Source organism: Asanoa sp. NPDC049573 (genome assembly GCF_040676615.1).
Lineage (GTDB): Bacteria > Actinomycetota > Actinomycetes > Mycobacteriales > Micromonosporaceae > Asanoa.
This window is the reverse complement of the sequence record NZ_JBFAPI010000010.1, coordinates 185351-197497: the sequence shown is the minus strand read 5'-3', so window position 1 is coordinate 197497 and position 12147 is coordinate 185351. Positions and strand designations below refer to the sequence as shown.

The 12147-nt window shown below is 70.5% G+C and carries 11 protein-coding genes and 1 pseudogene; 3 read left to right on the top strand and 9 right to left on the bottom strand.

The window, feature by feature from the left end; translation table 11 throughout:
- Nucleotides 1–38: 38 nt before the first annotated feature.
- The 3 genes from AB0J74_RS22945 to AB0J74_RS22935 all read right to left on the bottom strand — a co-directional run bounded on the left by AB0J74_RS22945 (nucleotide 39) and on the right by AB0J74_RS22935 (nucleotide 2959).
- Nucleotides 39–503, bottom strand: a complete 465-nt coding sequence (locus AB0J74_RS22945) for a hypothetical protein (protein WP_363451085.1) — start codon at nucleotides 501–503, stop codon at nucleotides 39–41.
- Between the two features lie 937 nt (nucleotides 504–1440).
- Nucleotides 1441–1944, bottom strand: a complete 504-nt coding sequence (locus tag AB0J74_RS22940; protein ID WP_363451083.1) for a hypothetical protein — start codon at nucleotides 1942–1944, stop codon at nucleotides 1441–1443.
- A gap of 679 nt (nucleotides 1945–2623) precedes the next feature.
- Nucleotides 2624–2959, bottom strand: coding sequence for a heavy metal-binding domain-containing protein (locus tag AB0J74_RS22935; protein WP_363451081.1), 336 nt, complete (start codon nucleotides 2957–2959; stop codon nucleotides 2624–2626).
- A 70-nt stretch (nucleotides 2960–3029) separates the two neighbouring features.
- On the opposite strand from AB0J74_RS22935, the gene AB0J74_RS22930 reads away from it, so the two are divergent.
- On the top strand, nucleotides 3030–3680 hold the full coding sequence (locus tag AB0J74_RS22930) for a muconolactone Delta-isomerase family protein (RefSeq protein WP_363451079.1): 651 nt from the start codon (nucleotides 3030–3032) through the stop codon (nucleotides 3678–3680).
- Between the two features lie 35 nt (nucleotides 3681–3715).
- Here the strand turns inward: AB0J74_RS22930 and AB0J74_RS22925 are convergent, their stop codons facing one another.
- The 6 genes from AB0J74_RS22925 to AB0J74_RS22900 all read right to left on the bottom strand — a co-directional run bounded on the left by AB0J74_RS22925 (nucleotide 3716) and on the right by AB0J74_RS22900 (nucleotide 9684).
- Nucleotides 3716–5023: an N-acetylmuramoyl-L-alanine amidase gene (locus AB0J74_RS22925; protein ID WP_363451077.1), complete on the bottom strand. Its 1308-nt coding sequence runs from the start codon at nucleotides 5021–5023 to the stop codon at nucleotides 3716–3718.
- Between the two features lie 101 nt (nucleotides 5024–5124).
- Nucleotides 5125–6441: an N-acetylmuramoyl-L-alanine amidase gene (locus tag AB0J74_RS22920; protein WP_363451075.1), complete on the bottom strand. Its 1317-nt coding sequence runs from the start codon at nucleotides 6439–6441 to the stop codon at nucleotides 5125–5127.
- A gap of 293 nt (nucleotides 6442–6734) precedes the next feature.
- Nucleotides 6735–7007 (bottom strand): hypothetical protein, encoded by a 273-nt coding sequence (locus AB0J74_RS22915; protein ID WP_363451073.1) that lies wholly within the window; start codon nucleotides 7005–7007, stop codon nucleotides 6735–6737.
- On the bottom strand, nucleotides 7004–7387 hold the full coding sequence (locus AB0J74_RS22910; RefSeq protein WP_363451071.1) for a DUF1622 domain-containing protein: 384 nt from the start codon (nucleotides 7385–7387) through the stop codon (nucleotides 7004–7006). Before AB0J74_RS22910 ends, AB0J74_RS22915 begins: the two co-directional genes overlap by 4 nt.
- A gap of 75 nt (nucleotides 7388–7462) precedes the next feature.
- Complete coding sequence (locus AB0J74_RS22905; RefSeq protein WP_363451251.1) at nucleotides 7463–8980, bottom strand: HAMP domain-containing sensor histidine kinase; 1518 nt, start codon at nucleotides 8978–8980, stop codon at nucleotides 7463–7465.
- Nucleotides 8980–9684, bottom strand: a complete 705-nt coding sequence (locus tag AB0J74_RS22900; protein WP_363451069.1) for a response regulator transcription factor — start codon at nucleotides 9682–9684, stop codon at nucleotides 8980–8982. Before AB0J74_RS22900 ends, AB0J74_RS22905 begins: the two co-directional genes overlap by 1 nt.
- Before the next feature lie 331 nt (nucleotides 9685–10015).
- Here AB0J74_RS22900 and AB0J74_RS22895 point away from each other — a divergent pair, with 331 nt between their 5' ends.
- Both AB0J74_RS22895 and AB0J74_RS22890 read left to right on the top strand, forming a co-directional pair.
- Complete coding sequence (locus AB0J74_RS22895) at nucleotides 10016–10711, top strand: PT domain-containing protein (RefSeq protein WP_363451067.1); 696 nt, start codon at nucleotides 10016–10018, stop codon at nucleotides 10709–10711.
- A gap of 413 nt (nucleotides 10712–11124) precedes the next feature.
- Nucleotides 11125–11898: pseudogene (locus AB0J74_RS22890) on the top strand (MIP/aquaporin family protein); the annotation flags it as partial.
- Between the last annotated feature and the right edge of the window lie 249 nt (nucleotides 11899–12147).

The window sequence follows — 12147 nt, the reverse complement described above, 5'->3', positions numbered from 1 at the left end:
GGATGCCCATCTCGGGCGGCTGGCCCTGACGTTCGGGTCTAGAGGCACACGTTCTTGAGCGTGGTCGGGATGCTCTCGAGGGTGGGCATCGCCTGACGCAGCGTGGTTTTGGTCTTCGGATCGTTGAGCTTGGAGATGGTGCCGGCCGCATCGGTCAGGGTCGTCTTGACGATGCTGTCGATGTCCTGCCGTGAGAGCAGCGTCAGTTGGTAGGCCCACCAACGCATCGTGTCGTCGACGGCCTTCTCGACGGGCGCGGCCTCGTCGGCCCCGTTGGCGCGGGCCAACTTGTCGAGGGAGTCCGCAAGCTCCTGCTGCCGGGCCTCACTGTCAGCAATGGCTTCCTTGCAGGCGTTGGCGGTAGCGACGGATTGGGCGTCCCCCGCGATGCCCTGCGGGTCACTGCTGGGCAGAGAGCCGGCCGGTTCGCCCCCCGTCCCACAGGCGACGGCACCGAGGCCGACAACCCCGAGAACGAACACCGTGGCGATACCGCGCCGCATAACCGCTCCTAAATACTGGGACAGCCAAACGGGCAAAACATAACTGATCTTGAAGATCGGCGACCCGCTCAGGTGGCGAACGCCACGACCCTGACCTGGTCAAACCACCTGCGTAGGGTGATGTGCGACGATGCCGCCCGGCGTGCTGGCCAGGCCAGCCGGCCGTCACCGCCGCGTCGCCACGAATTCATCAACGTGCGCGGCGGGTGGTCTTGGGGAGCACGCCCGGTCGGCGCCGGTCCCTGGGCCGCGCGGGCTTTCCGTGCCGATCCCGGGGTGCGTGAGCTCGCAGCAACCGACGCCTGCGCGCCAGCTACTGACCGTGACCCAGATGGCTCGAGATGTGGGGTGGGCGGCGAACCGGGTCCGCCAAGGCCGACCCGATCGCCCTCGCTGCACCGCGTCGGCACGTCGGCTAGCTCGCTCGTCGGCTCGCTCGACACGTCGGCTCGCCTGGTCGGCTCGCGCTACACGTCGGCTCGGCTGGTCGGCTCGCTCGACAGATCGCCACGCTCGCCACGTCCTAGGCTGGTCGGCTCGCTCGACACGTCGGCTCGCCTGGTCGGCTCGCTCGACACGTCGCCACGCTCGCCACGTCCTAGGCTGGTCGGCTCGCTCGGCACGTCGGCTCGGCTCGCCCGACACGTCGGCTCGCTCGGCCCGTCGGCTCGCTCGACACGTCGGCTCGGCTGGTCGGCTCGCTCGGCACATCGGCTCGCTCGCCACGTCGCCACGTCGGCTTGGCTCGTCGGCGCGTCGGCGCGTCGGCGCGCCGGCTCGTCGGCTCGTCGGCTCGTCGGCTCGTCGGCTGAGCATGAGGCCCAGTCGGCACGCCGGTGGTGCGCTCGGCCGGAAGGCCAGCCCGCCGTCGGTGAGGCCCGACCCCGCAAAAGACTCGCGGCCGCCCCGTTTCCAGGACGGCCGCGAAAGAGCGAAACTACGCGCAGGCGGCTTTGATCTTGTCTGCGACGCCGGTCAGGGCGGTGCGGGCCGCTGCGGCGTCGGAGTCGTCGTTCGGGTCGTTGATCTTCGTGACCGTGGTGGCCGCGTCGGTGAGGGCGGTCTTCACGTCGGCGTCGAGGTCCTGGCCGGCAAGGGCGGTGAGCTTGTCCGACCACGTCTTCAAGCTGGCGCGCATCTTGTTCTCCAGCTCGGTGCCCTTGGCCTCGAGCTCCGCGTCGTCGCTGTCCGCGGTGATGCTGAGCACCATCTTCTGCATCTCGTCGATGCCGCTGCCGAAGTCCTTGGCACCGGCCTCGCTGGCCGCGATAGCTTCCTTGCAGGCCGTAGCGGTAGCGTCCGACGCCCCGCCGGCCGCCGCCGACGCGGACGCACCACCGGCGGCGCTCGCGGAACCGGCGTCGTCGCCGGACGAACCGCACGCCGCGGCGCCCAGTGCGACAACCGAAACCATGATCAACGTCGCGATACCGCGCCGCATGCCCGCTCCTAAATATAGGGATACATGAACGGCCGAAATGCTAGCTGATCATGAAAACGCCAGGCGGGCGGGGAGACCGGAAGGGCACAAACTCGAACGCCGGCAGCGCATCGCGACTGAACCGCGCTTGGCCGGCATCCCGGCGCCGGCTGACCCCGGCCGGCCTCATGCTGCCTGCTGACTCTGCCGGCCAGTTTTCAAACCTGTCTGACACCCGCACCTGCGCCCAGAGCCCGTGACCGCCGCCCTTCGCCTGGTTCGCCGGCAACCGCGCACCCGCCGGCATTTCCGGCACCGCGGCCCGGCTGCTGCAGGTGCTGCTCGCCTATCGCGGCTGGCGCGGACTGCGGACCCAACCCAGCGAACACCGCGGAGCGCGCACAGCCCGCCCAACCCCGCAGAGCGCGAACCCAAACCTCACCCACCCGCGAACCGCACACCCAACTCCGGCCAGTACCGCGGAGCGCGGCCGCAACCTGCCGCGAACCGCGCAGCAACGCCCCAGACCGCGCACCCAACCCTCCCAACACCGCAGGCCAGACCGCCAAGGCCAACACCCAAAGGCACGGCCGCCAAAGATCGTTGGCAAGGCCGGGCCCGCAGCCGCAGGCGGCTGCTACGCGCAGGCCTTTTTGATCACTGCCGGTCGCGAGCCCCGAGATCGGCCCGACGCCGACGGTTACGGGGCGACGACGACCGCGGCCGTGCCGTAGGCCACGATCTCGGACAAGCCGTTGCCGATGTCGGACGAATCGAACCTGACGCCGACCACCGCGTTGCCGCCCAGTTCGTGGGCGTGGGCGATCAGCCGTTCGAAGGCGGTGTGCCGTGCCGCGTCGACCACCGACGTGTATTCGGGGACCTCGCCCTGCCGCAACGCCTTCAGGCCGCCGGTCACGCCGCGGACCACGCCGACGCTCCGGACGATGATGCCCCAGGCGATACCCAGCGTGCGCTCGGTCCGGTAGCCGGGCACCTCGAATGTCGTCGAGGCGAGGAACTCCGTCGTCGTCATGGCTCCATCCTGACGGTCACCACGGCGTTGAGGCGCGGAAAGTCCCGTTTCCTCCGTAAGGTGAAGAGCCGTGGAGTTCCTTGTGGACATGGTGACGACGGTGCCGCCGGGCACCTCGGACGACGCGGTCGCCGAGATGCGCGCCCGGGAAGCCGCGCGCTCGGCCGTGTTGACCGCGCAGGGCAACCTCGTGCGGCTGTGGCGACCGCCGTTGCGGCCCGGCGAGTGGCGCAGCTGGGGGCTCTTCAGCGCCGACGACGCCGACCACCTCGAAACCGTCCTCGCCTCGATGCCGTTGCGCGTCTGGCGCAACGACACGGTGACGCCACTGACGCCGCACCCGAGTGACCCCGGGCGGCCGGGCGCCACGGAGGAGGCGATCCTGCGCAGCGTCCTCGACCGCTGGAAAGCCGCCGTCGACGCCCACGACCCACCCGGCGTCGCGGCCTGCTTCACCGACGACGCCATCTTCCAGGGCCTGCATCCCTACACCGTCGGGCCCGACGACGTCGCCGTCTACTACGACGGACAACCCATGGGCATGACCGCGGCGTACGAGATTCGCGAGACCCGCCGTCTCGCCCAGGATCTGGTCCTCGGTTACCTCGCCGTCGACTTCGCCTTCACCGACCGGCCGACCCTGACCGTCTCCCTCAGCGTCGTCACCCGACGGACCGACCGCGGTTGGCTGATCAGCCACTACCAGGTCTCCCGGCTCTGAAGCCGGCTTCGACCAAGGCGGTCCGGCAGAGCCCGTCAGCAGCGCGGCACGCCCGGGATGAACCCGTTGTACCCCGTGCGCACATAGGTGTCGGAGACCCAACGCCCGGTGCCGATCCGGTTCCACACGTTGCTCGTGCCGAACGTGCCGGTCACCGTCGTGCCGGCCGCCTGGCACCACACCGTCACGGCGGCGCCATCGGCGACCGTGCCGACCACCGCGAACCCGGTGCCGGGCCCACCGCGGACGTTCAGGTTGGTCGACGCCGTGTCGACCGTGCCGCTGCCGGTTCCGGTGACACCGTTGACGAGTTGCATGTAGTAGGTCCAGTTCCAGTTGGGGCCCGGGTCGGTGTGCGTCGCGCCCGGCACCTCGCGGTGGCCGATGATGTGCGCCCGGTCGCGCGGGATTCCGTACTTCGTCGTCAGGTTGCGCGTCAACGCCGCCGACGCTCGATACATCGCGTCGGTGAACCAGGCGGGGTTGTCGACGAACCCCTCGTGCTCGATGCCGATCGAACGCGTGTTGTAGTCCCAGTTGCCCGCGTGATAGGCGATGTCCTTCTCCCGCACCGCCTGCGTCACCGCGCCGTCCGACGACCGGAAGATGTAGTGCGCGCTGACGTTCGACGCCGGGTTCTGGAACCAACTGATGCTGCCGGCGTACGAACCCTGCGTCATGTGGATGACCACGTAGTTGACGGGATAGCTGGTCGTCCTGTTCGACACCGTGTAGTTGCCGGGGTCGGCCGGCGCCCACACGGCGGGGCCGTAGTCGGCGCTCATGATGCCGACGTCGCCACTGCCCCAGGCGGGCACCGCCGCGAGCTTGCCGCGGTCCGGCGCCACCGGGCGGCCCGGCACGTCGAACGGGCCGGCGGCGAATCCTGACGCGAGCTGAGCGAACACGGTGTCGGCGAACAACCGCGCCACCGCCGGGTCCGCCGCACCGGAGAACCGGGCGACCGCCCCGAACCAGCGGTTGACATCGGATCGGGCCACCGCGGAGAGCCCCTCGGCGTCGGCGTAGGAGCGCAACACCGCCGCCGCACCCGACACGTTGGCCGCGAGCCCGGTGCGCAACTCGCGTTGCGGCAACCCGGTCAACGCCGCCGCCGACGGCAGCGTTGCCGCATCGGTCAACTGCATGATCCCGTGGGCACCCACCTGCCCGCTGGCAGTCTGGTCGAGTCGCGACTGCGCATAACCCACGGACAGGAGCAGATCACGGGGTACGTCGTAACGCGCGGCCGCGGCTCCGAAGACCGCCGTCGGCGCGGGGTCCGCGGGAACCAAGGGAGCAGCGGCGGCCAGCACGACAGACAGCATCAGACGAAGGACCATCGCGAAATCCCTTCGCAGTCAGGGCGATGGCCGAACCGTACACTGTGATGAACTTCGATGTAAAGAAAGACCGCGAGGCGAGCTGCAAGTGAATGTTTCCTTCAGCAACGCGGCACGCGGGGAATGAACCCCGGCTGGCTGGTGCGCAGATAGGTGGACGACACCCACCGGTCCATGCCGATCCGGTTCCAGACCGTGCTGGTCCCGAACGTGCCGGTCACCTTGCTGCCGGCGCGCTGGCAGAAGATGGTCACCTTCGTGCCGTCGGCCACCGAGCCGACAACCGGGCTGCCGGTCCCCGGCCCGCCGCGCACGTTGAGCCGGCCGGTCGGCGTGTCGACGATGCCCGTGCCCTTCAGGAAGTTCCCGTTGACCAATTCGAGGTAGTAGGTCCAGTTCCAGTAGGGTCCCGGGTCGGTGTGGTCGGCCGTCGGCACCTCGCCGTGGCCGATGATGTGCTTGCGGTCACGCGGAATCCCGTACTCCCGGGTCAGGATCCGGGTCAACGCCGCCGACGACCGATACATCGCGTCGGTGAACCAGGCCGGGTTTTCGATGAAACCCTCGTGCTCGATGCCGATCGAGCGCGCGTTGTAGTCCTTGTTGGCGGCGTGCCAGCCGATGTCCTTCTCCCGCACCGACTGGGTGACCGCGCCGTCCGACGACCGGAAGGTGTAGTGGGCGCTCACCTCCGATTCCGGGTTCTTGAACCAGGCGATCGTCCCGGCGTACGAGCCCTGCGTCACGTGGATGACCACGAAGTCGATCGGCCCGCTCTTCTCCCGGTTGGCGACCTCGTAGTTGTCCTTGTGCGCCGGCGCCCAGACGGCCGGCGGGTGGTCGGGACTGCGCTCGGACGCGGTCCCCCAGGCCGGCACGTCTTCGAACCGGCCGCGCTCCGGTGCCACCGGCCGGGCCGCGACCCGCGCCGGCCCGGCGAACCCGGCGGCCAACTGGTCGTAGACCGTGTCGGCGAACAGCCGGGCGATCGAGTCGTCGACCGGTCCGGCGAACCGGGCCACCGGGCCGTACCACCGGTTGACGTCGGATCGGGCCGCCGAGGAAAGGCCGTCGCGGTCGGAATAGAAGCGCAGCACCGCGGCGGCGCCGGCCACGTTGGCCGCCTCGCTGCCGCACAGGTCGCCGCGGGACAGCCCGGTCAACGCCTCGGCCACCGGCAGGGTGCGCCCGACCGAAAGCTGCATGACGCCGCAGTCGCCCCCGCGCCCGACCGCGCCCTGGTCCAGCCGTGACTGGGCCCAGCCGAGCGACAGCAAGAGGTCACGGGGCACGTCGTAGCGGGCAGCGGCGGAGTCGAACGCCGACGGCGCCCGGCCGGCGGCCGCAGCGGCCGGCCCGGCGGCGGCACCCGCCAGGGTAGCCGCTGCCACGACAGCGAGCAGGGCGCGACCGACCATCGCGGATATCCTTTCCAGGCACGCTTTGAACGGCCGAACCGCACGGGTGTCCACGTAAGACAGTTCCGCCGAATGCCGCATAATCGTTTCAGATCCGCGCCGCCAGGGTCGCCGTTATGCGGAGGATTGTGGAGCAGTTGTTCATGTCGCTCGACGGCGTGGTGGAGGCGCCCAACGAAATTCCCGCTGACACTCACCAAGTCGGAGACCTTCCGGACCGGGATGCTCAACCTCTTCTACAGCCCGGCCGCGACGGCGCCCGAAGGCAGCTACGAAGACGCGAAGAAGGCGCTCTAGGGATCTCGGGGCCGCGCGAGCACCTGGCTGTCGGTGCGCAGCGTCCAGCTGATCAGGTGCCGGATCGCGAGCACGATGCCGGCCGAGAGGGCACGCAGGTAGGTCGGATCGGCGGCCAGGTGCAGCAGGCCGGCCGCGACGAGGAAGTCGAGCAACGCGGCGAGCGCGGCCAGGGGGCGCCGGGTCGCGGCCAGCACCGCCGCCGTCACGACCACCCCCATGCCGACGGCGAGGGTGCTTCCCAGCTCGACCACATCGCCGAAGCTCATGCCCGCGGCGGCACCTCGCCCGTGCCGCCGCGATCGGCGGCCAGCTGGCGGCGTTCCTCGTCGATCTCGCGGCGCAACGAGTAGTTGAGCGCAGTTCGGATCGCCGCGATCGCCGCCAGTTGGCCGATGTCGCTGAACGACGGCGAGATCGCGGTGCGCAGGATGTCGCCGGCCAGCTGGAACTCCAACCCCAGCACGAGGTAGCGGCCGAGGCTGAGCCGGACGAGCGCGAACGAGGCCGTGTCGCGACTGCGCACGGCGACCATCAGCAGCCGCACGAAGGCGACCAGCGCGCCCACGCCGATGATGACCGCGCCGGCGGCCTCGACGATCGTGACGAGAACGTTGACGGCGTCGCCGATCCGGTCCTCAACGGTCACCCGTCAACCTACTCACCGGTGCGACCGGCCGCGCCGGCATCCGGCACGGCTGTCACCCGAATGGGTGATCTTGGGTCAGCTCACGACCCGGCCGTCCTCGGGCAGCAACACCCGGAACGTGGCGCCGGTGCCCGGCCCGGCATGGAGCTCGACCCGACCGCCGTGGCTGGACACGATCGCGGCCACGATGGACAGTCCGAGGCCGGAGCCGCCGCTGCGGCGGTTCCGGCTGGGGTCGGCGCGGTAGAGCCGTTCGAAGATCCGCTCCGCGTGCTCGGCCGGCACGCCCGGGCCGGTGTCGGCAACCTCCAGCACGGCGAGCGGCCGGTCGGCGGGTATCTCCCCGACGGCCGCGGCGGGCCGCCCCGCGACGGCGCCCGGCAGGCGGCGGCCGACCGTGACCGTCACGGTCGCCGGCGCCGACGTGTGCTGGAGAGCGTTGGCGACGAGGTTGGTGGCGACCTGGCGCAGCCCGTGGTCGTCGCCCAGCACGGTCACCGGTTCGAACGGCGCGTCCTGCGGGCCGTCGGCGGTGGCCAGCTGAACGGGACGGTCGGGCTGCCGGGCGTGCGCGTCCCGGATCGTGTCGGCCGCGATGGCGAGCAGGTCGACCGGCCGCCGCTCGGGGCGCCGCTGCAGGTCGAGCCGGGCCAGCTGGAGCAGGTCTTCGACCAGCAGGCCCATCCGGGCCGACTCGGCCTCGATCCGGGCCATCGTCTCGTCGAGCTGCGGGCCGGGGCCCATCCGGCCGTACCGGTAGAGCTGCGCGAAGCCGCCGATCGAGGTCAACGGCGTGCGCAGCTCGTGCGAGGCGTCCGCGACGAACTGCCGCAACCGCCGCTCGGAGGTGGTGCGCGCCGACACCTCGGCCTGGATCCGGTCGAGCATCGCGTTCAGGGCGCCGGCGAGCCGGCCGGGCTCGGTGTGCGGGTCGGCGTCGCGGACCCGGCGCGACAGGTCGCCGCCGGTGATCGCCGCGGCGGTGCCCTCGATCCGGGTCAGCGGACGCAGGCCCACCCGAACCACCAGGGCCGCGAGGATCGCGAGGATCGCCAGCACCACCAGCGTCACGGCGAGGTCGATCGCGAGGAGCAGGTCGGCCGTGGTGTCGACGGCCCGCAGGGAGACGCCCGAGACGAACAGGCCGCCGTCGCCGCGGGCGACGACCAGCAGCCGCCACGACATGGTGCCGTCGACCGCCGCGACGGTGAACGGGTCGCCGCCGGCCCGCGCCGCGAGAACGGCGACCGGCGGAAACGCCGGTGGCGACACCCCGTCCTGAACGCGCACCACCGGCGCGGTGCCGTCCGGCGGCACCAGGGCGACCGCCCGGTCGACGTCGAACTGGCCGCGCGGGAACGACGGGTTGGGTGGCGGCACCACCGCCTCCCAACTCCGGCGCTGGGCCGCGGCCTGGCCCATCATGACGAGCTGCTCGTCGACCCGGTCGGTCAGGTTGCGGCGCAGCAGCGCCAGGCCGATCGCGTTGGCGACCAGCAACGCCAGCGCACTGAGCGCCGCCACGACGACCACCAACCGGGCACGCAGGGTCCAGTGCCGCCAGCGCCGTAGCCGCGGCGACACCGGTGGGATCATTCCTGGTCCCGGGGCAGGCGCAGGGCATAGCCGACGCCCCGCACCGTGTGGATCAGCGCCGGCTCGCGCGAGTCGATCTTCTTCCGCAGGTAGTAGACGTAGGACTCGACGATCCGGCCGTCGCCGCCGAAGTCGTAGCTCCACACCCGGTCGAGGATCTGCGCCTTGCTGACCACGCGGCCCGCGTTGACCAGCAGATAGCGCAGGAGCTTGAACTCCGTCGGCGAGAGCTCGACCAGCCGGCCGGCGCGGCGCACCTCGTGCGCGTCCTCGTCGATCTCGAGGTCGGCGTAGCGCAGCACGCCCTGTTCGGTGGTCGCCGGGTTGCCGCGGCGCAGGATCGCCCTGATCCGCAGCACCACCTCCTCCAGGCTGAACGGTTTGGTGACGTAGTCGTCGGCGCCGGCGGTCAGCCCGGAGATGCGGTCTTCGACGGCGTCCTTGGCGGTCAGGAACAACACCGGCACGCCCGGCCCGCCACCGGCGCGCAGCCGCCGGGCGACCTGGAAGCCGTCGAGGTCGGGCAGCATCACGTCGAGCACGACGAGGTCGGGGGTGAACTCCTCGGCCGCGGTCAGCGCTTCGAACCCCCCGGACGCGACCCGCACGTCGAAGTCGACCAGCCGGAGCGTGGCGGAGAGCAGGGCACAGATATTGGGCTCGTCGTCGACGACGAGCACCCGGGTCGGTCGCGCTGGCACACCGTATCTCTTACGGACCGACGCTCGGAACTGCCTGGGAACGCGCTAGGAAGAGGCTGTGACGATCTGTCGCGCGTCGATGGCCGCGACACCGGCAGCGGCCCACGACGCGCCGTTACACCTGCTCAGACGGGTCGCCGATGGCGGCTCGGACGATGCGCACCCGCGGCCGCCCGATCGCGCCCCGACCGTGACCCGACACGCCGCGTTGAGCTGATTCCGAGGTTGGTCCGAGGTGACCCGGAGGTCGCACCGGTTGCATGAGGCGCGCGTGCCGCGGGGGGCCGGCCCCGAACCCTCGCGGCACGACCACCTTCCATAGGAGGCGTCGTTGACCCGCTTGCTCCGGCCGGGCTTCGTCCTTGCTGCCGCCGCTGTCACCCTGTTCGCCGTCGCGGGCTGCGGCTCCGGCGACGCGAGCGGTGCCACACCCGCATCGGGTACGGGCGGCGCCGGCTTCACCGCCTACCGGGACTGCCTGGGTAAGCAGGGCATCACCCTGCCCTCGGCACCGGCCGGTTTCGCGGTCCGCCCGAGCGACCGGCCGTCCGGCCGCCCTTCAGGCCGGCCGACCGCATTCCCCTCCGGCCGGCCGACCGCCTTCCCGTCCGGCCGGCCGACGGCCTTTCCGTGGGGCCGGCCGACCGCCTTCCCCTCCGGCCGGCCGACCGCCTTCCCCTCCGGCCGGCCGACCGCCTTCCCCTCCGGCCGGCCGACCACATTCCCGTCCGGCCGGCCCGGTGGCCGCGGTTTCCCGGGTGGCGGATTCGGCGGCATGCGGCCGCAAGGCGTCGACGAGCAGACGTGGCAGAAGGCCCAGGAGGCGTGCGCGTCGCTGCTGCCGACCGGCCGGCCCGCTGGTGAGCCCGGTCGGCGCGGTGGCGGCAACCGCGGCGCGGACACCGCCTACCGCAACTGCCTCTCCGACCACGGCGCCGAAGGCGGTGCCACGCCTGACGCCGCGGCCCTTGAGGCCTGTGCCGTGCTGCGGCCCACCGGTGCGCCGCAGCCGACGCCCACGTCCTGACCACACTGGACGTTCCCCGCATCACCGGCATCGTCACGTACCAACCATTGTGGATGGTGGTGGATCCGGACTCCCCACGCGGCCGTGCGGGTTAGCCTGACATAGGTGATCCGCTCGGGCCGTCGCACGGCCCGCGGAAAGTCGGTCGAGACCTCGCATCTACCCCAGCTCGCCATGAAAAAAGAGCAATTCTCGGGTTTAAAGCGAGTGGCCGTAGCCCTATCGGAGGTCCCGTGCTTGACTGACGGTGATAGAGGGCGAATCCGAATATTCAGACATAACCGTTAGTTACGTGTCTATCCCCTGATTGGGGCCTTCATCCCTTTGTGGGACTCAGGCGCGCTCCTGGCGGTGACTGCCGATCATCCGGTTCGCCACGTTGCACTGTTGGGGGGCTAGAAGCTGTGGCTGGGATGAGAGGAATTCTCAGCAGACAGAACATCGTGGTCCAGATGATTGCTGAGTTCCTGGGCACGATGATTCTGCTGCTCTTCGGTATTGGTGTGGTCGCTCAGGTAGTAGCCGGTGGCTCTGCCCTCGGTGACCACAACAGCATCTCGTGGGCATGGGGTTTCGGTGTTGTGCTCGGTGTCTACACCGCGGCACGCATCTCCGGTGCTCACCTGAATCCGGCCGTCACGATCGCGTTGGCGGCGTTCAGGAAGTTTCCGTGGAAGAGCGTCGTGCCCTACATCTTCGCTCAGGTGTTGGGTGCCTTCTGCGGTGCGCTGCTGGTGCGTTGGGCCTACAACTCGGTGCTGCACAACGCCGACCCGGGTCTGACCGCGAAGACGCAGATCGTGTTCTCCACACTGCCCGGTAACGGCTCGTTGCCGGTCAGCCTGTGGGGCGGCTTCCTGGACCAGGTCATCGGCACGGCGATCCTGGTGTTCCTGATCTTCGTGCTGACCGACCGGCTGAACGACCCGCCGCTGTCGAACCTGACGCCGTTCATCGTGGGTCTGGTCGTGGTTGCGATCGGTATGGCGTGGGGCACCAACGCCGGTTACGCCATCAACCCGGCCCGTGACTTCGGGCCAAGATTGGCGTCCTACATCACCGGATACGGCACGGCGTGGCGAGATCAGTACAACCAGCTCTATTGGTGGGTACCCATTGCCGCGCCGATCATCGGTGGCCTCATCGGTGGTCTGATCTACGTGGTCCTGATCGGTCGCGTCCTGCCGTTCCTGCAGGGTGAGGCGCCGCCGGCCGGCCGCGGTGGCGAGGTCGAGACTCCGGTCGAGGCCAGCGGCCAGGCCCAGACCGACACGCCGCGCGGCGAGCGGGGCTACATCGACCCCACACAGGGGCGACGGACCGACCCGGGTGGTGGTCCCGGCACGGGACGCATCGATCCGGGGACCGGTAGAGATCCGCGAGATCCGGGCAGCGGACCGCTGGATCCGGGGCCGCCCAACCCGATGTAGGCGACC

Excerpts from the sequence above, each read along its gene's own strand:
- AB0J74_RS22915 (WP_363451073.1), bottom strand. The coding sequence starts at position 7,007 with ATGAGCTTCGGCGATGTGGTCGAGCTGGGAAGCACCCTCGCCGTCGGC.
- AB0J74_RS22935 (WP_363451081.1), bottom strand. The coding sequence starts at position 2,959 with ATGACGACGACGGAGTTCCTCGCCTCGACGACATTCGAGGTGCCCGGC.
- AB0J74_RS22940 (WP_363451083.1), bottom strand. The coding sequence starts at position 1,944 with ATGCGGCGCGGTATCGCGACGTTGATCATGGTTTCGGTTGTCGCACTG.
- AB0J74_RS22920 (WP_363451075.1), bottom strand. The coding sequence starts at position 6,441 with ATGGTCGGTCGCGCCCTGCTCGCTGTCGTGGCAGCGGCTACCCTGGCG.
- AB0J74_RS22925 (WP_363451077.1), bottom strand. The coding sequence starts at position 5,023 with ATGGTCCTTCGTCTGATGCTGTCTGTCGTGCTGGCCGCCGCTGCTCCC.
- AB0J74_RS22945 (WP_363451085.1), bottom strand. The coding sequence starts at position 503 with ATGCGGCGCGGTATCGCCACGGTGTTCGTTCTCGGGGTTGTCGGCCTC.